The 19,928-nt window shown below is 73.2% G+C and carries 17 protein-coding genes and 1 pseudogene; 17 read left to right on the forward strand and 1 reads right to left on the reverse strand.

What is annotated here, in order from left to right:
- The 17 genes and pseudogenes from ACS04_RS30185 to ACS04_RS30265 all read left to right on the forward strand — a co-directional run.
- Positions 1 to 2,578 (forward strand): annotated as a pseudogene (locus ACS04_RS30185) (3-hydroxyacyl-[acyl-carrier-protein] dehydratase FabA); the annotation flags it as partial.
- Between the two features lie 30 nt (positions 2,579 to 2,608).
- Entirely contained in the window at positions 2,609 to 4,231 is a 1,623-nt protein-coding gene (locus ACS04_RS30190; RefSeq protein WP_048480006.1) for a PfaD family polyunsaturated fatty acid/polyketide biosynthesis protein, read from the forward strand.
- Positions 4,228 to 6,192, forward strand: coding sequence for an acyl-CoA dehydrogenase family protein (locus ACS04_RS30195; RefSeq protein ID WP_053081023.1), 1,965 nt, complete (start codon positions 4,228 to 4,230; stop codon positions 6,190 to 6,192). Before ACS04_RS30190 ends, ACS04_RS30195 begins: the two co-directional genes overlap by 4 nt.
- A complete protein-coding gene (locus ACS04_RS30200) occupies positions 6,189 to 7,946 on the forward strand; it encodes an acyl-CoA dehydrogenase family protein (RefSeq protein WP_048480007.1) in 1,758 nt (585 codons plus the stop codon). Before ACS04_RS30195 ends, ACS04_RS30200 begins: the two co-directional genes overlap by 4 nt.
- 22 nt (positions 7,947 to 7,968) lie before the next feature.
- Positions 7,969 to 8,739 carry a 4'-phosphopantetheinyl transferase family protein gene (locus ACS04_RS30205; protein WP_053081024.1) on the forward strand — a complete coding sequence of 257 codons (771 nt, stop codon included), beginning with the start codon at positions 7,969 to 7,971 and terminating at the stop codon, positions 8,737 to 8,739.
- Between the two features lie 184 nt (positions 8,740 to 8,923).
- Complete coding sequence (locus ACS04_RS30210; RefSeq protein ID WP_158977678.1) at positions 8,924 to 9,625, forward strand: RNA polymerase sigma factor; 702 nt, start codon at positions 8,924 to 8,926, stop codon at positions 9,623 to 9,625.
- 5 nt (positions 9,626 to 9,630) lie between these two features.
- A complete protein-coding gene (locus tag ACS04_RS30215; RefSeq protein ID WP_053081026.1) occupies positions 9,631 to 10,044 on the forward strand; it encodes an acyl carrier protein in 414 nt (137 codons plus the stop codon).
- Positions 10,037 to 10,432 carry a hypothetical protein gene (locus ACS04_RS30220; protein WP_048480008.1) on the forward strand — a complete coding sequence of 132 codons (396 nt, stop codon included), beginning with the start codon at positions 10,037 to 10,039 and terminating at the stop codon, positions 10,430 to 10,432. Before ACS04_RS30215 ends, ACS04_RS30220 begins: the two co-directional genes overlap by 8 nt.
- Positions 10,429 to 11,841: an aldehyde dehydrogenase family protein gene (locus tag ACS04_RS30225; RefSeq protein WP_048480009.1), complete on the forward strand. Its 1,413-nt coding sequence runs from the start codon at positions 10,429 to 10,431 to the stop codon at positions 11,839 to 11,841. The genes ACS04_RS30220 and ACS04_RS30225 overlap by 4 nt, the downstream gene beginning before the upstream one ends.
- 9 nt (positions 11,842 to 11,850) lie before the next feature.
- Entirely contained in the window at positions 11,851 to 12,330 is a 480-nt protein-coding gene (locus ACS04_RS30230) for a DUF4188 domain-containing protein (protein WP_048480010.1), read from the forward strand.
- Between the two features lie 7 nt (positions 12,331 to 12,337).
- Positions 12,338 to 13,372, forward strand: a complete 1,035-nt coding sequence (locus tag ACS04_RS35560) for a helix-turn-helix transcriptional regulator (protein WP_053081027.1) — start codon at positions 12,338 to 12,340, stop codon at positions 13,370 to 13,372.
- Between the two features lie 120 nt (positions 13,373 to 13,492).
- Positions 13,493 to 13,990: a cobalamin B12-binding domain-containing protein gene (locus tag ACS04_RS30240; RefSeq protein ID WP_245236615.1), complete on the forward strand. Its 498-nt coding sequence runs from the start codon at positions 13,493 to 13,495 to the stop codon at positions 13,988 to 13,990.
- On the forward strand, positions 13,990 to 15,297 hold the full coding sequence (locus ACS04_RS36890; protein WP_048480012.1) for a methylaspartate mutase: 1,308 nt from the start codon (positions 13,990 to 13,992) through the stop codon (positions 15,295 to 15,297). The genes ACS04_RS30240 and ACS04_RS36890 overlap by 1 nt, the downstream gene beginning before the upstream one ends.
- Complete coding sequence (locus ACS04_RS30250) at positions 15,294 to 16,214, forward strand: transporter substrate-binding domain-containing protein (protein WP_209441812.1); 921 nt, start codon at positions 15,294 to 15,296, stop codon at positions 16,212 to 16,214. Before ACS04_RS36890 ends, ACS04_RS30250 begins: the two co-directional genes overlap by 4 nt.
- A gap of 40 nt (positions 16,215 to 16,254) precedes the next feature.
- Entirely contained in the window at positions 16,255 to 17,313 is a 1,059-nt protein-coding gene (locus ACS04_RS30255; RefSeq protein ID WP_048480013.1) for an aspartate-semialdehyde dehydrogenase, read from the forward strand.
- The gene (locus ACS04_RS30260) at positions 17,310 to 18,407 is read left to right on the forward strand and encodes an amino acid kinase family protein (RefSeq protein ID WP_048480014.1); all 1,098 of its coding nucleotides are present in this window, start codon (positions 17,310 to 17,312) and stop codon (positions 18,405 to 18,407) included. The genes ACS04_RS30255 and ACS04_RS30260 overlap by 4 nt, the downstream gene beginning before the upstream one ends.
- A 3-nt stretch (positions 18,408 to 18,410) precedes the next feature.
- Entirely contained in the window at positions 18,411 to 19,460 is a 1,050-nt protein-coding gene (locus ACS04_RS30265) for a TauD/TfdA family dioxygenase (protein WP_245236616.1), read from the forward strand.
- A gap of 130 nt (positions 19,461 to 19,590) precedes the next feature.
- Here the strand turns inward: ACS04_RS30265 and ACS04_RS38455 are convergent, their stop codons facing one another.
- A complete protein-coding gene (locus tag ACS04_RS38455; RefSeq protein ID WP_158977681.1) occupies positions 19,591 to 19,788 on the reverse strand; it encodes a hypothetical protein in 198 nt (65 codons plus the stop codon).
- Positions 19,789 to 19,928: the final 140 nt, after the last annotated feature.

Genomic DNA, 19,928 nt, shown 5'->3' on the forward strand with positions numbered 1-19,928 from the left:
GGAGGCGCACCAGGAGGTGCTCCGGGCCCAGCGCGACCTGCGCGACCAGCTCGTGGCCCTGCTCTCCGCCGGCGAGGCCGCCCCGACGTCCCCGGCCTCCCCGACGTCCCGCACGTCCCCGACCGCCCCTACCCCGGCGGCCTCCCCGGCGCCGCAGACCCCCCGCCCTCCCAAGCCCGAGGGCGTCGTCTGGGACGAGCACGACCTCCTGGAGTTCGCCACCGGAAAGATCGGCAACGTCTTCGGCCCGCGCTTCGCGGAGATCGACGGCCACCGCCGCCGCGTCCGCCTGCCCGCCCCGCCCTACCACTTCGCGACCAGGGTGACCGCCCTGGAGGCCGAACCGGGCGAGTTCAAGCCCTCGTTCATCCGGACCGAGTACGACGTACCGGTCGACGCCTGGTACGCGGTCGACGGGCAGGTCCCCCCGGCCGTCACCATCGAGGCCGGCCAGTGCGACCTGCTCCTGATCAGCTACCTCGGCGCCGACTTCACCAACCGCGGCGACCGCGTCTACCGGCTGCTCGACAGCACCCTCAGCTTCGAGGGCGATCTGCCCCGCGTCGGCCAGACCCTGCGCTACGACATCTGGATCGACCAGTTCGTGCGGCAGGGCGACACCCTCCTCTTCTTCTTCCACTACGACTGCTACGCCGACGGCGAGCTCATCCTCAAGCTCCACAACGCCTGCGCCGGCTTCTTCACCGACGAGGAACTGGAGAGCTCCCTCGGCATCCTCCAGGCGAAGGTCCGCCCGCCGGTGGGCGACGGCACCTTCTCCGGCTCCAGCGCGTTCAAGCCGCTGGCCCGCACCGACCGCACCTCGCTGAGTGCCGAGGACCTGGCACGGCTCGCCGAAGGGCGCATCCCCGAGGTGTTCGGCCCGGCGCACCGCCAGCCCGCCGACTGCAACACCTCCCTGCGGCTCCCCACCGAGCGGCTGCGCATGGCCGACGAGATCACCCTCCTGGACCGCAAGGGCGGCCCCTCGGGGCTGGGACGGATCGAGGCCGTCAAGCACCTCGTCCCGGACGGCTGGTACTTCACCAGCCACTTCCCGGACGACCCGGTCCTCGCGGGCTCGCTCGTCGCGGAGGGGGCCGTCCAGCTCCTGGAGGTGTACGCCCTCTCCCTCGGACTGCACCTGTCCTTCCCCGACGCCCGCTTCCAGCCCGTTCCCGGTCTCAAGACGGACGTCAAGGTCCGCGGCCAGATCACCCCCGACACCGAGAAGATCGAGTACCGCGTCGACATCACCTCGCTCACCCTGCTCCCCCGCCCGGCGATCACCGCCGACGTGATCGTCCTGAGGGACGGCAAGGCGTCGATCGGCGTCACGGGCCTGGGCATCCGGCTGGTGGAGAAGCCGGGCACCCCCTACCGCCCGGAGTCCGGCGGCGAGGTGCCGCACTTCCTCGGCCGCCTGAGCCCGGCCACCGGCCGGCCGGCGCTGCTGAACGAGTTCCACATGGCGCACGCGGCCAAGGGGGACCTGGCCACGGCGATGGGTCCCGAGTTCGAGGTCTACGCCGACAGCCGCGCCCCGTACATCCCCAACGGCGACTTCCTCTTCGTCGACCGCGTCATGGAACTGGAGGGCACCCGCGGCGTCCTCAAGCGCGGGGCCGTGATGGTGACCGAGTACGACTCGCCGGACGACGCCTGGTACTACGACCACAACGGACACCCGTCCATGCCCAACTGCGTGTACATGGAGTCGAGCCTCCAGGCGGCCATCCTGCTCGGCTACTACCTGGGCGCCACCCTGCCCTTCCCCGACGAGCAGTTCAGCATCCGCAACCTCGACGGGCGCGCCACCCTCGTCAAGGACGTCGACTTGCGGGGCAAGACCATCCAGCACCGCTCGACCCTGCTCTCCAGCGACCAGATGCCGGGCTCCATCCTCCAGAACTACCGCTACGAACTCTCCGCGGACGGCGAGGTCTTCTATACGGGCGAATCGCTCTTCGGGTACTTCAGCGCGAGGGCCCTGGAGAACCAGGTCGGCCTGGACAAGGGCAAGCACGTGCTGCCCTGGCTGGACCGGTCCTCTGCGCGCCCCGCGGACGTCCGCCGCGTCGACCTCGCCGGCTACCGCGCCGCCGAGGCCGCCCGGCAGGCCCCCCGCCTCGGCGCGGGCCACCTCGACCTGGTCGAGTGGATCGACGTCGTCCCCGCGGGCGGCGACCACGGCCGCGGGTACCTGCGCGGACACCGCTCCATCCGCCCCGACGACTGGTACTTCTCCTGCCACTTCCACCGCGACCCGGTGATGCCCGGCTCGCTCGGCGTGGAGGCGCTCCTCCAGGGCCTCCAGGTGTACGCCGTGGAGACCGGACTCACCGAAGGCCTGGTCAACCCGCGCTTCGCCCTCCTCTCCGGCACCGAGACGACCTGGTCGTACCGCGGCCAGATCCTGCGCGACGACGCGGACATGGAGTTCGACGTGCACATCAAGGACGTGGTCCGCGAGCCGGGCCGGATCCGGCTCCTCGGCGACGCGAGCGTCTGGAAGTCCACCCTGCGGATCTACCAGCTGGGCGGCATCGGCATCGAGATCCACCACGACCAGGTCTGATCCCCGCGCACGACCGACAGGAGACGCAGCATGACCAGCGATCAGTACCGCCCGAGGTGGACCGGGCCGCAAGAGCCGGCCGTCGGCGACACCGGGGTCTACGAAACCCTGATGCGCCTCGGCGAGCCCGTCCACATCGTGCGGGGACCGTACGGGCTGGGTGCGGCCGCCGGCGGGCAGGTCACCGCCGACGGCGCCCACGAGATCGTCGCCGCCGTACCGCCGCTCGGCCCCGAACGGCTCGGCAGCGCCGCCTTCCTCGCCGCGCACGGCATCCGCCAGGCCTACATGAGCGGTGCGATGGCCAACGGCATCGCCTCCGCCGACATGGTCGTCGCCATGGCCCGGGCCGGCTTCCTCGGCTCGTACGGGGCTGCCGGGCTGCTCCCCGAGGCGGTGGAGAAGGCCCTGATCCGCTTCCGCGACGAGATCCCCGGCCTCGGCTACGCCTGCAACCTGATCCACAGTCCGAGCGAGGACCGCCTGGAGCGCTCCGCCGTCGAGCTCTTCCTCGCGTACGGCGTGCCCTGCGTGGAGGCGTCCGCCTTCCTCAAGCTCACCCCCCACCTGGTCCGCTACCGGCTGGCCGGCCTGCGCGCGGGAGGCCCGCACGGGGTCATCGCCGCCCACCGGGTCATCGCCAAGATCTCCCGTACCGAGACGGCCGAACTCTTCATGCGCCCCGCGCCGGAGGCCATGGTGCGCCGGCTCCTCGCGGACGGCCTCATCACCGAGGAGCAGGCCCGGCTCGCCCCGCGGGTCCCCCTCGCCGACGACATCACGGTGGAGGCGGACTCGGGAGGACACACCGACCGCCGGCCGCTCCCCGCCCTGCTCCCGGTGATCATGCGGCAGCGCGACGCGATCATGCAGGAGGCCGGCTACCCCGAGCGCATCCGGGTCGGCGCCGCCGGCGGCATCGGGACCCCGGACGCGGCCGCCGCCGCCTTCGCGATGGGCGCCGACTACATCGTCACCGGCTCCGTCAACCAGTCGTGCCTCGAAGCCGGCACCTCCGCGCAGGTCAAGCAGATGCTCGCCCAGGCCGGCATCGCCGACTTCGAGATGGCCCCGGCGGCCGACATGTTCGAGATGGGCGTCGAGCTCCAGGTCCTCAAGCGCGGCACGTTCTTCCCCATGCGGGCCAAGCAGCTCCACGAGCTCTACCGCACGTACGACGGCATCGAGGAGATCCCCGCCGAGCTGCGCGAGCGGGTGGAGAAGCAGATCTTCCGCAGGCCCCTGGAGAGCGTGTGGGAGGAGACGGCCGAGTACTTCCGGCGCCGCGACCCCGACCAGCTCGTCCGGGCGGAAGGGCACCCCAGGCGGCGGGCTGCGCTCGTCTTCCGCTGGTACCTGGGAATGGCCTCGCGCTGGGCGAAGACCGGTGAGGCCGACCGCGCCGTCGACTACCAGATCTGGTGCGGACCGGCGATGGGCAGCTTCAACGCGTGGGTCCGCGGGACGTACCTGGCCGCGCCCGAGCACCGCCGGGTCGCGGACGTGGCCCGGCAGATCATGACCGGTGCGGCGTTCCACCAGCGGCTCGCCATGCTGCGGGCCGCCGGCGTCGCCTTCCCCGCGGGCATCACCACCCGGCCGTCCCCGGAGGACACCGCCTCCTTCGACCGCGCCGTCGGGGTGGGACGGTGACGGTCGCGAGCCCGCCCGCCGCCGGCCGCGCCCGCGTGCCCGGCGCGGCCCCCACCGCCCCGGCGCGGCCGCACGCCGAAGCCGAGCGCCTGGACGGCCGGCTCGGCGACCCCTGGTCGCCGCAGAACCCCTTCGGCTTCGCCGCGGGCGCGGCCCGGGACGCCGGGGGAGAGTACCCCCGGCAGGCCGAGGCGCTGCTGCGCGCGGAGGGCTTCCACCTGTGCCACCTTCCCGCCTCGCTCGGCGGGAACCTGCGCTCCTTCGAGGACGCGCAGGTCCTGGTCCGCGTCTGCGCCCGCCGCGACGTCAACGTCATGCCCGCCACCATGTTCAGCATCTCGGCCCTCATGACCGTGCTCGCCGCCGGGACGCCCGACCAGCACCGGCTGGTCGCCGACTGGCTGCGCGAGGGCCGCACCATCGCCTTCGGGCTCTCCGAGGAGCAGGCCGGCAGCGACGTGCTCGCCAACACCTGCCGGCTGACCGGCGAGGGGACCCTGCACGGCACGAAATGGCTCGTGGGGCGGGCGAACACCGCCGACGCCGCCGTGATCGTGGCCCGTACCTCGGAGCGCGGCGCCGGCGCGTTCACGGCCGTGCTGCTCGGACCCGAGGAGCTCGCCGACCCCCGCGTGCACAGGGCGGCGCCGCAGCCCACCACCGGTATGCGCGGCATCGACTTCGCGGACCTGGAGTTCGACGGGCTCGCCGTGGCGCCGCACGCGGTCGTCGGGGAGGTCGGCAGCGGTCTGGAGGGCGCGCTGCGCGCCCAGCAGATCGTCCGGCTGATGAGCACGGCCGGCTGTCTGGCCACCGCCGACACGGCGCTGCGCACGGCGCTGCGGTTCGCCCGCGGGCACCGTACGGGCGGCGTGCCGGTCGCGGACACGCCGTACGGATCGCGCGAACTCGCCCTGGCCGCCGCCGAACTGATCGCGACCGATCTCGCGGTGCTGGTCGCCGCCCGCCAGGTGCACCTCGCACCCGGCGCGTTCGGTCTGGCCTCCTCGGTCGTCAAGCACGTCGCCACGCGCCTGACCGCCTCCTGCGCCGGCCGCGCACGCGCCGTGGTCGGCGCCCGGTCGGTCCTGCGGGACGGTCCTGGCGGGGTGCTCGACAAGGCGGTACGGGACAACGCGATGGTCGCGGTCATCGACACGAGCGTGCTCGGCAACCTGCGCGCCCTGGCGATGCACCTCCCCTCGTACGCGCCGGTGTTCGCGGACGCCGCGGGGGCCGGGGGCGCGGCCGACCCGGGGCGCGAACAGCGGCTGCGCGCCCTGTTCGCCCTGGGCGACCGGGCATCGCTGCCCGAGCTGCGGGCCGCCGGCCTCGACCTCGGGGTACGGCCCAAGGACGACGTCCTGCTCGGATTCGCCGCGCACGCGGACGCGATCGCCGCCGAACTGCTCGGCCGGGGCGACGCCCGGGCCGCGGAGCTGGTCGCCGGGGTACGGGCCGCACTGGCCGCCGTCACCGGGAGCGCCGCCGAAGCGCAGCGGGACCGCGCCCGCTCGGCGAAGGCCTCCCCGGAGCCGCTGGACCTCGCCGACCGCCTGTGCCTGCTCCACGCGGCCGCCTCCGCGGCCCTGCTGTGGTGGTACCACCGCGACGGGCGCGGGCTCTACGCCGCGGCCCCCGGCGACACCGGGTGGCTCACCGCGGTCCTCGCCCTGCTCTCGGCCCTCGCCGACGGGCGGGACCCGCGCACCGCGGCAGGCCGGGACCTCGCCCCGGCCGGCCGGCTGGCCGCCGACCTCGACGGGGCGGGGTTGCTGTTCACCGCCCTCCCGGTCCGGCTGAGCGACTCCCTCCCGCAGGACGGGAACGACGAGAACTCCACGCACGACGAGAACTCCACGCACCACGAGAACTCCGCGCACGACGAGAACTCCCCGAACGACGCGGAGAACGAGAACACCCCGACGGACGACAGGAACGAGGAGGCCGACCCGCGATGACCGACCTGCCGGCCCTCATGGCCGATCTGGAGCGCCACCTGGGCGACCCGTTCGCCCAGGACGGCCCCATGCCCTTCAGCCGCGTCCTCGACATGGACGAACGGGAGGAGTACCCGCACGAGTTCGTCGACCTGCTCGCCTCCTGGGGTCTGTACGACTGGATCATCCCCGTCGAGGCGGGCGGCCGGGCCGTCCACGTCGAGGACGGCTTCAACCTCTACCGGCTCGTCGCGCGCCGCGACCCGACCACCGCGACCGCGATGGTCATCACCACCCTCAGCTACATGTCGGTGTGGACCGCGGGCACCCCCGAGCAGCGCCGCCACTTCGCCGACGTCATCAGGAGCGGCCGCAAGCTGGCCTGGGGGCTGTCCGAACGCAGGCACGGCAGCGACGTCCTCGCCAACGAGACCGCCGCCCGCCGCACCGAGGGCGGCTGGCTGCTCGACGGCGAGAAGTGGACGATCGGCAACGCCACCGTCGCCGACGTGGTGATGGTCTTCGCCCGCACCTCCGACAAGGGCGGCCCCGGCGGGTACACGGTGTTCGCCGTCGAGAAGGGAACGCTCGCACCTGGCTCGTGCGAGCACCTGCCGCACGACCCGCTGCACGGCCTGCGCGGCCTGGACATGAGCGGCGTACGGCTGCGCGACTGCTTCGTACCGGACTCCGCGGTCGTCGGGCGGGTCGGCCAGGGCCTGGAGGTGGCGCTCAAGAGCAGCCAGCTCGCCCGGGTGGCGATCACGAGCATCGCCATGAGCTGCACGGACACCGCACTGCGCACCACCCTCGACTTCGCGACCCGGCGCATGATCTTCGGTGGGCCCGTGTCCGAGGTGCCGTACTCGCGGCGCCGGCTGGTCGAGAGCTACGCGGACCTGCTGGTCGCCGACGCGCTGACCACCGGCGCCGTGCGCAGCCTCCAGCTCGCGCCGGAGCAGGCGAGCATCTGGTCGTCGGTCGTGAAGTACTTCGTCCCCACCCTGCTCCAGGAGACGCTCGCACGGCTCGCGACGGTGCTCGGCGCCCGCCACTACCTGCGCACCCACCCCCGCTACGGCATCTTCCAGAAGGCGGTCCGGGACTTCGCGATCGCCGACTTCGCCGACGGGAACACCGTGGTGAACCTCAAGAACATCGCCCTCCAACTGGGGAACCTGGTGGCCACCGCCGTCGAGCAGGACCCGGTGAAGGTGGCGGCAGCGGTGGAGCGGACCGCCGCGCTCTTCGACCCCGCCCACCCCATGGAGCCCTACCGGCCCGCCGACCAGCAGTTGTTCAGCCGGGGCGTGGACGACCCGGTCCTCGCCCTGCGCTCCGCGGTCGACGCACTGCACCGGGCCGCGGCCGAGGCCCGGGGACGCGACGCCGCGTGCCTGGCCGCGGCGGCGGAGACCGCCGGCGAGATCGCCGGCCAACTCGACCGCATCGCCGAGGAGCACCGCAAACTCTTCTCCGACCTCGGCAAGGAGGCCGGTCAGTCCGCCGAGCTGTACGACCTGGCCGAGCAGTACACCTTCGTCTCGGCCGCGGCCGCCCTCGTCCACCTTCACCTGCACGGCCGCGAAGCCGTGGATCCGGCCCTGCGCTCGCCCGCCGTGCTCCTGGTCTGCCTGGAGCGGATGCTGAGGCGGTTCCACCCCACCCGGCGGGTGGCCGGCCCGCAGGAGGTCGCCGAGGTCGCCGAGGCGCTGTACCGCGCGCACAGCGAGGGCCGGCTCTTCTCGTTCCGGTCCTTCCCCGTCAACCGGTAGCTCCAGGAAGGAGGCACCTCCCATGGACGGCACCGCTCCGTTCGCCGACCCGCTCGCCGACACGGCCGAGGTCTGGCTGCTCGCCGAGGAGGACGTCGACCGTTTCGCCGAGGCGACGGGCGGTGTCGAACTGCTGACGGACGAGGAGCGGGCCCGGCACGACCGGCTCCTGTTCCCCGCCGCCCGCAGGCGCTTCCTCGGCGCCCGGCTGCTCTCCCGGCAGGTCCTGTCCCGCTACGCCGACGTACCGCCCGACTCCTGGCGGTTCCGGGCCGGCATGTACGGCCGCCCCGAGGTCGAGGGGTGCGCCTGGGGACTCGACTTCAACATCACCCACACCAACGGCCTCATCGCCGCCATCGTGGTCCGCGGGCGGACGGCGGGGGTGGACGCCGAGGCCACCCCCGCCAACCCCGAGGCGATGCAGTTCGCCCCCAAGGTGTTCACCCCGCTGGAGAACGAGGTGCTGCGCCGCAACCGGGAGGACCAGCGCGGACACGCCTTCGCCGACTCGTGGGTGGCCAAGGAGGCGTACACGAAGGCCACCGGCATGGGCATGTGCCGGGGCTTCGACGCCTTCTCCGTACACCGGCTGCGCGACGGGGGCCTCGCCGTCGTCGACGAGGACATCCCCGAGACCGAACGGGACCTGTGGCAGGTACAGGTCCTCCAGGTGTGGGACCGCTTCGCGCTCGGCGTGGCCATCCGGGCCGACCGCGGCGACCGGGGCCCGCTGCCGGTCCGACTGCGCTCGGCCATCCCCGACCTCCTGCCGGCCGCGGCCCGCCCCTGACCGGCCGCGGCCGTCACCCCCGACCGGCCGCGGCGGCACACCGGACCGGCGCTGTCCACCAGTGGCCGGTCCGCTAGCTGACAGCCGGTCCCGCTTGCCGCTGCCGAAGCCGGCGGCTTCCATGGAAATCGCCGCTTCGGAACACATCCCGGTATCCCGCACAGCCCACCCCGGAGGAATTCTCATGCCCCGCAAAGGGAACGCGGAACTGCTCGCGGGGTGCTCGCGGGGAGAACAGGATTCCTGGGACGAAATGGTGGAACGCTTCGGAAAGCTGGTCTGGTCCGTCGTGCGCAGTCACCGCATGAACGCCGTGGACGCCGAGGACGTACGCCAACTCACCTGGCTGCGCCTCGTACAGAACGTCGACCGCATCCGCGATCCCGACCGCATCGGCGACTGGCTCGCCACCGTCGCACGCCGGGAATCCCTCAAAGTCCTCGTCCGGGGAAACAAACTCGTCATGGTCGGCGACAGCGACACCCTCGACGGACTTTCCGGCCGTACCGAAAGCCCCGAGCAGATCATCCTGCGCGCCCAGCGCCGGGAAGAGACGCTGCGCGCCATCGACACGCTCTCCGAGCAGTGCCGCGGCCTCCTGATGCTCGCGCTGGCCGACCCGCCGGCCTCGTACGACGAGATCTCCACCGCCCTGTCCATGTCCGTCGGCTCGGTCGGTCCCATCCGCACCCGCTGCCTGCGGCGACTGCACCGCCTGCTCGCCGCCGAAGACGGCGAGCGGCTCCCGCAGGAGCTGCCGCGCGCCCGGTGCGGCGCCACCGCATCGCCGCATCCGGACGTGTCCGGTCCGCGCCGCGTGAAGGCTCTGGTAGGGGGAGGCCGCGAAACGGCGGCCCGACAGGCCGGGCAGGCCGGACAGGAGTGACGCGCATGTCCCACTACGACGTCGGCGAACTGGTGCGGTCCATCGTCATCGACACGCTGGACATCCCCGCCGCCCTCTACCGAACGGATCTGGTCTTCTCCGCCGACCTCGGTCTGGAATCGCTGGATCTCCTCGACATCTTCTTCCGCATCGAATGCAGCGCACCGGTCGTCCTCACGGTCGAGAAATGCGGCCGGTACCTCCAAGGAGACGTTCCCGACGCGGAGTTCTGCGACGCGCGCGGAATCATCAGCGGGCGCGGACTGAACCGGCTGAGCACCGTGATGCCCCAACTCGACACCGCACGCTGGGCGGGCCGGCTCACCCTCGACCGCATGCTCTCCGAACTGTCGATAGCGAACCTCGTCTCCATGGTGGAGAACCTGCTCGCCGAAGGACAGGCCGCCGCCCATGCCTGAGCACGGCGACGCGGTCCTGCGCGTGGGCAGCTACAGCGTGGACGCGGCCGCTGTCGACCAGCTGATCGCCCGGCACGGAACCGAGGCGCTGCGGCTCCCCGCGACCGGCTCCCCGGCCGTCCGCTGGGCCCTGCGCCAGGCCACCCTGCGCGCCCTCGCCGCGCCGCCCCGGATCGCGGCCAGGTGGGGCGACATCGCGCTCCGCGGCGACGGCGAAGGCCCCTGGACCCTGCTGTTCAAGGGGGAGGTCGCCCCGTACGCGCGCAGCGTCCTGCACGGCGACATCGCCCTGACGGTGACCACCCGCGCCGGCCGGGTCACCGCCCACGCCGTCCTCACCCGCGCCGCCACCCCTCCCGCCCCCAGAGAAACCGAGGTACCCAGGTGAGCACCGTCACCGAAGCCGGCCTGCTGACGAGCCGCGAGATCACCACCGGTGAGGAACTGGGCAGCGTCCCGCTGGCCACCCCCGGCTCGGTGCGGTCGGCGGCCCGCCGGGCGGCCGCGGCCGCCCCCGCGTGGGCCGCCACGCCCGGCGCCGAACGGGCCGCGATCCTGAGCCGCGCCGCCGACCTGCTGCTGGAGCGCGCCCAGGAGGCCCAGGACCTCCTCGTGCGCGAGGGCGGATCCATCACGGGGAAGGCCTTCTACGAGGTCCACGCCGGCGCCGCCGAGCTGCGCCACGGCGCCGAACTGGCCACCGCCCCCGCCCCGGCGCACGGCCCCGGCTCCGACCCGGGCCGCGACAGCGAGGTGCGGCGCCTGCCCCTGGGCGTCGTCGGGGTGATCGTGCCCTGGAACTTCCCGCTCCTGCTCGGCATGCGCTCGGTGGCCCCGGCCCTCGGCCTCGGCAACTCCGTCCTGCTCAAGCCCGATCCGCACACCCCGCTGAGCGGCGGCCGCCTCTTCGCCGAGGTCCTGGCCGAGGCCGGACTGCCCGAAGGCGTACTGGAAGTGGTGTACGGCGACGCGGAGGCCGGCGCGGCGCTGGTGGAGGCCCCCGGCGTCGCCATGGTCTCGTTCACCGGATCCACCGAAGTGGGCCGCGAGATAGGGGCCACCGCGGGACGGCTGCTCAAGCGCGTGGTGCTGGAACTGGGCGGGCAGAACGCCTTCGTCGTCCTGCCGGACGCCGACATCGAGGCGGCGGCCTCCGCCGGCTCCTGGGGCTCCTTCCTCCACCAGGGCCAGATCTGCATGGCCGCCCGCCGCCACCTCGTCCACCAGGACGTGTACGAGGCCTACACCGACGCCCTCGCCCGCCACGCCGCGGCCCTGCGCATCGGTGACCCCTACCGGACGGACGCCCAGATCGGACCGGTCATCGACCGCGGGCAGCTCACCCGGATCGCCTCCGCCGTCGAGGACGCCGTCGCCCAGGGCGCCCGCCTGGTCACCGGCGGGCGCGTCCAGGGCCGGTACTTCCCGCCGACGGTCCTGGCCGACGTGACGCCGAAGATGTCCGTCTTCCACACCGAGGTCTTCGGACCCGTGGCCTGCGTCACCCCCTTCGCCGACGAGGCGGAGGCGGTCGAACTCGCCAACACCAGCGACTACGGGCTCACCGCCGCCGTCTACACCTGCGACGCCGACCGGGGCCGTGCCCTCGCCGCCGAACTGCGCTGCGGCGTGGTCCACGTCGGCGACCAGCCGGTCCACCACGACCCGCGACTGCCGTTCGGCGGGGTCGGCGCCTCGGGCAACTCCTCCGGCTTCGGCGGCGAGGCGGCGCGCGAGGCCTTCACCCGCTGGCACACCCTCACCACCAGCACCCCGGCGCGTTCCTACCCCTTCTGAGAGGAAAACATGGACCTCAAGGTCGTCAAGGAACCGCGCATAGCCGCGGCTCCCGAAGGCACGGTGGTGCTGCTGATCGGCATCCGCATCAACAAGTTCTGGATGGTGCACCGCTGGGTGCCGGCGTTCTGCGCGATGATCCCGATGCTGATCGAAGTGAGCAAGGACAAGGACCACGGCTTCCTGTACTCGCGGACGTGGTTCAACCGGACCGTGGTCGTGCTCCAGTACTGGCGCACCATGGAAGACCTGATGCGGTACTCGCACAACGCGGCCGCCAAGCACCGCTCGAAGTGGGCCTGGTTCAACCGCGCGGTCGGGAACGACGGCGCCGTCGGGATCTTCCACGAGGCCTACGTCGTCGACCCGCAGCGGATGCACACCGTCTACCGGAACATGCCGGTGTTCGGCATCGCCGCCGCCACCGAGTCCGTCCCGCAGCGCACGCGGCCCCCCGTGCCGGGCGGCAGCGGCACGGGGAAGGGCTGAGGCCGCCGTGAGCACGGCCCCGGAACACGAGGTCCTCCTGTCCGACGGCCTGCTCACCCCCCAGGACGTCGCCGTCTACCGACAGTTCCTGGAGGTGTCCCCGGACGCCGACGAGGCGGCCGAACGGCTCGGCATCCCGCCCGCGCGCTGCGCCGAGTCCATCGGCCGGCTCACGGACCGCGGGCTCCTGAGCCCGGACGGACCGTACCGCCACGAGGCGCTCTCCCCGGGGCTCGCGGCGCTCGCGCTGACCGCCTCCGCCCACGTCCAGGTGCACGAGCTGATGCGCCGCATCGACTCCACGCGCCGCGAACTCGGCCCGCTGGGCGCACTGTACGAGAGCCACCGGCGCCGGGAGCTGGAGGGGACCGGCACCGAACTGCTCACCGACGGCGCGGCCGTACGCCACCGGTTCGCCGAGCTCTCCGCCCAGGTGCGCCGCAGCGTGCTGACGGTGCACCCCACCCTCGGCAGCCCCGAGACGCTGCGCGCCGCCCGGGAACTCGACCGCGACCTCTTGGCGCGCGGGGTGCGGTACCGCACGGTGCTGCCGCACACCGCCCGCCGCCAGCGCGAGGCACTGCACCACATGACGCTCCTTGGCGGACTCGGCGCCCGGGTCCGCACCGCCGCGGTGGTACCGGGACGGCTGATCCTCCTCGACGAGGAGACCGCCGTCGTCCCCGCGGGGGCGGGCGGCGCCGCGGTGCTGCACGACCCGACCGCGGTCGCCTTCCTCACCGTCATCTTCGACCACATCTGGGAGCACGCGGAGCCCGTCGGCGCGGATGGCCCCGGCGGCCCGGGCGGTGCGGCCGGCCATGTCTTCGAGGACGTCGAAGCGGCCGTCCTGCGGCATCTGGCGCGCGGCCGGTCGGACGACTTCATCGCGCGCAAACTGGGCATCTCCACCCGCACCATGCGCCGTTACCTGGCCGGACTGTGCGAGAAGCTCGGCGTGGAGACCCGCTTCCAGCTCGGCGTGGCCGCCGAGCGGCTCGGCCTCCTCGGGGACCCTCGGGAGCAGGACCGCGACGCATAGGAATGCCTGATCGGCCGCATCGGCATTCGCCGCCCGCGCGGCTGGACCGGGCCGTCGGGCCAAGTGGATAGTTGCCACGACTGATCGCTCAGATACCCCCGGGGGGATCGAATGAACGGCATGATCTCCACAACGCGCCGCTTGCGGACCCTCGTCTCCGGCCTGTCCTCCGACGCCCACATGTGGAACCTGGTCTACCTCCAACTGCTCCTTGAGGAGCGGGGCCACCAGGTGTCCAACCTCGGCAGCACGACGCCCGACGCTGAGATCCTCCGGGCCTGCCGCACCGAACGCCCCGACCTGCTGGTCATCAGCTCCGTCAACGGCCACGGCCGCCTCGACGGCCTGCGCCTGATCCGCGCCCTGCGCGCCGTACCGGCCCTGCGCGGCCTGCCCGTCGTCATCGGCGGCAAGCTCGGCATCGACGGCCGCGACCACGCGGGCGCCGCCGCCGCGCACCTGACCGCCGCCGGGTACGACGCCGTCTTCGACGACGCGGCCGAGGGCGGTCCCGACGCCGGCCTCCTGCGGTTCGAGACCTTCCTCGCCGATCTCGCCGACCCGGCCGGCGGCCGCTCGGGCACGCGCCGCGCCGCGGGACCCGGGGCAGCGGCCTGATGGACGGCACCACCGACCGGTTCACCGGCTTCGTGCGACGCGCCCACGACGCCGGACACCTCGTCGTCCAGCCCCGAATGGGATTCGGCGAACTCCACCGCATGCGCGCCGGCCTGCGCGCCGTACGCGACGCGGACGCCACCACCGTGGGCACCGTCACCCTGGACAGCTACACCCGGTGCCACGAGGACGGAGCCGCCCTGCGCGCCCTGCGCGAACGCCCCGCCGACCTCAACGGCTTCCCGCTCCTGGCCCACGGGGTCCCGGCGGTGCGCACCCTCCTCCAGGAGGTCGCCTCGGCCGGGTTCCCCGTCCAGATCCGCCACGGCACGCCCCGCCCGGTACGGCTGCTGCGGGCGATGGCCGAGGCCGGCGCGGACGCCACCGAGGGCGGACCCGTCTCGTACTGCCTGCCCTACGGCCGGGTCCCGCTGGCGCGGGCGGTCGCCGAGTGGAGCGCCGGATGCGAACTGCTCGCGGCCCGGCCCGTACCGCCCCACCTGGAGACCTTCGGCGGCTGCATGCTGGGCCAGCTGTGCCCGCCGTCCCTGCTGGTCGCGCTCTCGGTCCTGGAAGCGGTCTTCTTCCGGGAGCACGGCCTGCGGGGGATCTCCCTCAGCTACGCCCAGCAGGTCCACCCCGGGCAGGACCTGGAAGCCCTCGCGGCGCTGCGCCGGCTCGCGGACGAGCGGCTGTCCGGCACCGCCCACCACCTCGTGCTGTACACCTTCATGGGCGTCTTCCCGCGCACCGGCCGCGGCAGCCGCCGCCTCCTCGCGGACAGCGCCCGGCTCGCCGTACGAGGCGGCGCCGAACGGCTCGTCGTCAAGACCCCGGCCGAGGCGCACCGCATCCCCACGGTCGGGGAGAACGTGGCGGCACTCGCCCACGCGGCCCGCGCGGCGGAAGCTGAGGCGGAGTCGGCGGCGGAGGCGGCCGCCGGGTCCGCGGAGGGCGCCGCCCGGTGGAGCCCCACCGAGTCCGGCCTCTACGAAGAGGCCCGTAGGCTCGTCGACGCCGTACTGGAGCCGGGCGGCAGCGTCGGCGCGTGCCTGCTGCGCGCCTTCGCCCGCGGGATCCTCGACGTGCCCTACTGCCTCCACCCCGACAACGCCAACCGCTCGCGCGCCACCATCGACGCGACGGGAGCGCTCGGTTGGAGCCGGGCCGGCGGCATGCCCGTGGCGCCCGCGCCCACGGCCGCCGCCGCCCCGGTCACCGCCGGGCAGCTGACCGAACTGCTCGGCTTCAACCGCCGCCGCTACGACGGCCGGTCACCCGACGCCCCATACGGGCGTGCGTCGTGACGCGCCCGGCCGCGACGGCCACCCTGCGGTCCGTACGCGTGCGCGGGGCCCTGCGGGCCGCCGTCTCCCAGGGCATCCACGGCCTGTCGCTGCGCACTCCCGGCGGACGCTGGACCGGCCTCGACACCGACATCGCGCGCGCCGTCGCCGCGGCCGCCCTCGGCGACCCCGAGGCCGTCGACTGGCGCCCCGTCAAGGCCGACGACCGGCTGGCGGCGCTCGAAGCGGGCCGCGCGGACCTGACGGTCTGCAACCTGACCTGGACGATGGGCCGGGAGGCCGCGCGACGGGTGCTCTTCGCCGGCATCACCTGCTACGACGGGGAAGGGTTCCTGGTCCGCGCGGACGCGGGCTTCACCGGGCCCGCCGACCTCGCCGGCCACCGCCTCGCGGTCCACCGGGGCTGCACCACCGCGGTCAACCTGGACGCCTGGTACGGTCCCCGCGGCCTGAGCGTCGAGCCCGTCGCCTACGACGACCCCGCCGAGGCCCTGGCCGCCTACGCGGACGGGTCCTGCGCCGCCTACGTACTGGACCGCACGGCCCTCGCCGGCGCCCGGGCGGGACTGCCCAGCCCCCGGGACCACCACATCCTCCCGGTGTCGATCTCCCGGGAGCCGATGGCGGCCGCGGTCCACGAGACCGACCCGTACTGGTTCCGGCTGGTCCGCTGGGTCCTGCAACTGCTGCTGGCCGCCGAGTACGAGACGCCCGGTGCCGCGGCCCGCCGCGCGAACCCCCACGGTCCCGCCGTCGGCCTCGACGAGCGGTGGGCCGACCGGGTGCTCGCCGCCGTCGGCACCTACGCGGACGTCTACGAACGCAACCTCGGCGCCGCCTCCGGCCTCGACGTGCCGCGCGGCCTCAACCGGCTGTGGACCGCGGGCGGGCTGCACTACCCGGTACCCCTGCACTGACCCGCCGTCCCCTCGTCCTCGTCCCGAACGGAGAAGTCTGATGACGCTCGTCACCGACCCCGCCGCTCCGCGCATCGCCATCGTCGGTGCGACCGGAGCCGTGGGCAGCACCCTCATCGAGCTGTTGGAGGAGAGGGCGCTGCGCCACCGCGAACTCCACCTGGTCGCCTCCTCGCGCAGCGCGGGCCGGCTGATCCCGGTGGGCGGAAGGCCGTACGAGGTCCAGGCCCTGGAGGACTTCGACTTCGGCCTCGTCGACCTGGCCTTCTTCTCCGCCGGCACCGGTGTCAGCGCCGAGTGGGTACCGGGGGCCGTCGCCAAGGGCGCCCTGGTCATCGACAACACCAACGCCTTCCGGATGGACCCCGGCACCCCGCTCGTCGTGCCCCAGGTCAACTTCCGCACCCTGGACGAGCCGCCGGAGAGCGGCATCATCGCCAACCCCAACTGCTCGACCATCCCGCTGGTCCGCGTGCTCCAGCCGGTGGAACGGCGCTGGGGCGTGCGCCAGGCCGTGGTCAGCACCTACCAGGCGGCGTCGGGCCAGGGCCACCACGGCGTCGAGGAGCTGCTGGAGGGCAGCGAGCTGGCGCTGCGCGACCCCGACGCGGAGCTGCCCGCCGAGCGGTTCCGGCCGCCGCTGGCGTTCAACGTGGTGCCCTTCATCGACGTGCTCCAGGACAGCGGATTCACCCTGGAGGAGGAGAAGATGGTCCGCGAGTCCCGCAAGATCCTCGACCTGGCCCATCTGGACGTCACCACCACCTGCGTCCGCGTCCCCGTCGTCAACTGCCACTCCGCAGCGGTGTGGATCGAGGCGGACGCCCCGGTCGACCGCGACGAGCTGATCGCCCTGCTGTCCGCCCAACCCGAGGTCACCGTGCACGACGCGGAGAACCGGGCGGCGTTCCCGACCCCCCTGGAGGCCGGGCACCCCGACCACGTGCACGTGGGCCGGGTCCGGGTGTCGCCGCACAATCCGCGGGGGTTCTGGCTGTGGCTGGTCTCCGACAACCTCCGCGTCGGCGCGGCCCTGAACGCGGTCCAGATCGCCGAGTACGTCCTCGGCCGCGGCTTCCTGGCGGGCGGTACCCGGTGAAGACCCCCGTGGTACTGAAGTTCGGCGGCTCGACCTTCCCCACCCACGGCGCCTACGACGAGCTCGCGCGCGGGCTCGACGAGCGCATCCGGTCCGAGGCCCGCCCCATGGCCGTGGTCGTCAGCGCGATGCACGGCGAGACCGAGGGGCTGCGCGGGCGGCTGCACGAGGTCAACCGGAAGCCCGAGGCCGCGACCGGCGCCGGCCTGCTGACCACGGCCGACCTGGTCAGCGCCCATCTGCTGGCCACCGCCCTGCACCGCAGGGGGCGCAGCGCCACCGTGCTCGCGGGCCACCAGCTCGGACTGACCACGAACGCCTCCTTCCTGTGGGCCCGCGTGGTCGACACCGATCCGGCCCCGCTGCGCAAGGCACTGTCGGAACACGAGGTGGTGGTGGTGCCCGGGGGACAGGCGGTGGACGGCGAAGGCCGCCCGACCTGGCTGGGCAAGAACAGCTCCGACCTGTCGGCCCTGGCCGTGGCCCGGGCCGTCGGCAGCCGCGTGTGCGAGATCCACTCGGACGTCGACGGTATCTACACCTCCGACCCCCACCTGATCTCCGGGGCTCAAATGCTCCCGCGGGTCTCGTACAACATGGCGGCGCTGATGTCGCTGTACGGGGCGAAGGTGCTGCACCGCCGCTCCGTCCAGCTCGCGCTGCGCCACCGGATCGAGATCGTGCTGCGCCACAACCGCGCCCCGTACGGGACGGGCACGACGATCAGCGGGGTCGGAACCCAGACGGCGGCGGTGGTCTTCGACCAGCGCTCCCTGGTGCTCGACTACCCGGACGACGCCCACGCCGACTCCGCCCACCACGCGTTCCACCTCGAAGGACTCGACACGGTGCGGCTGAACCGCCGGCCGTCGGTGGCGGTCGTCGGCGGGTACGTGGACACGGAGGCCCTCCAGCGCAAGCACGGCGTCAAGGCCGGCCGGGCCGCGGGCGTGCCCGTGGCGGAGGTGCGGGGCAGCAAGGTGACCATGCACGTGGCCCCCGGCAGTGAGGACGCCGTGCGCCTGGCGCAACGGCTGCACGACGCGATGGACTTCCCGGCCGCGAGCCGGACCGGCGTACGAGTGGAGGCGTGAGACGTGAGCGACACGAGCGGAACCACCACGACAACCACCATGACCGTGCCCGGGAAGAGGGACGCGACCTTCGCGGACCTCGCGCTGCCGGACGCCGTGCGGGAGGCGATCGGCCGCGAGCTGCGGGTCCTGCCCGACCCGGGCGCCGACATCGACCGGGCGACGGCCCGCTGCCACCAGGTGTTCGCGATGCTGCCCCTCGACCTGCTGCGCTCCGTCCTGGACTTCGGCCGGCACAACGACACGCCGGGCGTCGCCCTGGTGCGGAACCTGCCCGTCGACGCGCAGACGGGCCCGACGCCGCTCGACGGCGGGCCGGGCCGGGGCAAGAGCGGGTTCGTCAGCGAGGGCGTGCTGCTGGGCCTGAGCGGCCTCCTCGGAGAACCCCTCGGCGTGCTCACGGAGAAGGCCGGCCGGCTGATCCACGACGTCGTCCCGGTCGCCGGCGGGGAGCGGACCCAGACCAACCAGAGCTCCGCCGTCTTCCTGAACTTCCACAGCGACATCACGTACGACGCGACGGGCCGCTACGACCTCGCCAACCCGGACTTCCTGGTCCTCAACTGCCTGCGCTCCGGCCCCTTCGGGGACGCGGTCACCTATTACGCCGATGCCCGCGACATCTGCGGGCAGCTGCCGCCGGACGCGCTGGAACTCCTGCGCGGTCCGTACTTCCGGCTCAACGCGCCGGGCAGCTACACCCGCAGTGCCGCGGGCGGTGCGGAGGTGCTCTCCGAACCGGTGCCGATCATCAGGGGCGCCGAGGCCCATCCGGAGATCACCGTGTCGGCCAATGGCGTGCGCGCGCTGAACCGGGAGGCCGGGGCGGCTTTCGAGCGGCTCCAGGAGACGTGCCGCGAGGTGGCGCACGCCGTCCGGCTGGAGCCGGGTCAGGCCCTGCTGGTCAACAACCGCAAGGGCGTTCACGCCCGGTCGCGTTTCGGCGCCCGCCATGACGGCCGGGACCGCTGGCTCCAGCGGACCTATGTGCGGCGCAGCCTGTGGGACATCCGCTACCGGGTGACTCCGCAGGACCGCCGCGTGCACTTCTGATCGGACGGGGGGCGGCTACGAGAGCCGCCGAGGCCAGTGCAGGGTTCCGGAATCCGCGTGGAAAACCAGGTGCGAATTCTCGGGGAATCGCGTACGGGGCACAGTGAATCCTCGGTTCCGTGAAGTCGAATCAGGAATTTCCGTCGCCGGTGACGGGCGGCTGAGCACCGTGGGGGATGGGGATGTCCCACTTGTCGTCGGCGTTAACCGTGTGCCGCTGCGTTTCTCCGGCGGAAGCCGTCACGCCCGCCAGCCCGGCCGAATGAATCACTCCGATTGTCAGAACTGCGGCGGCGATGCCCTGGGTCAGGAAAGTACGTGCGCTCATGTCGCTATCCCCTGGTATGCCTCGGTTGTGTGCGGCGCTCTCTGCGCCGCACTCGAAATCTCACACTTCTAAAGATCGAGTTCGAGTGGCCGGGGATGTCCTATGATGGAGCGGCCATAAGTGGATAGCGGCAAATCGGA

It is taken from the genome of Streptomyces roseus, from assembly GCF_001044425.1.
GTDB classification, from domain to species: Bacteria; Actinomycetota; Actinomycetes; order Streptomycetales; family Streptomycetaceae; genus Streptomyces; species Streptomyces roseus.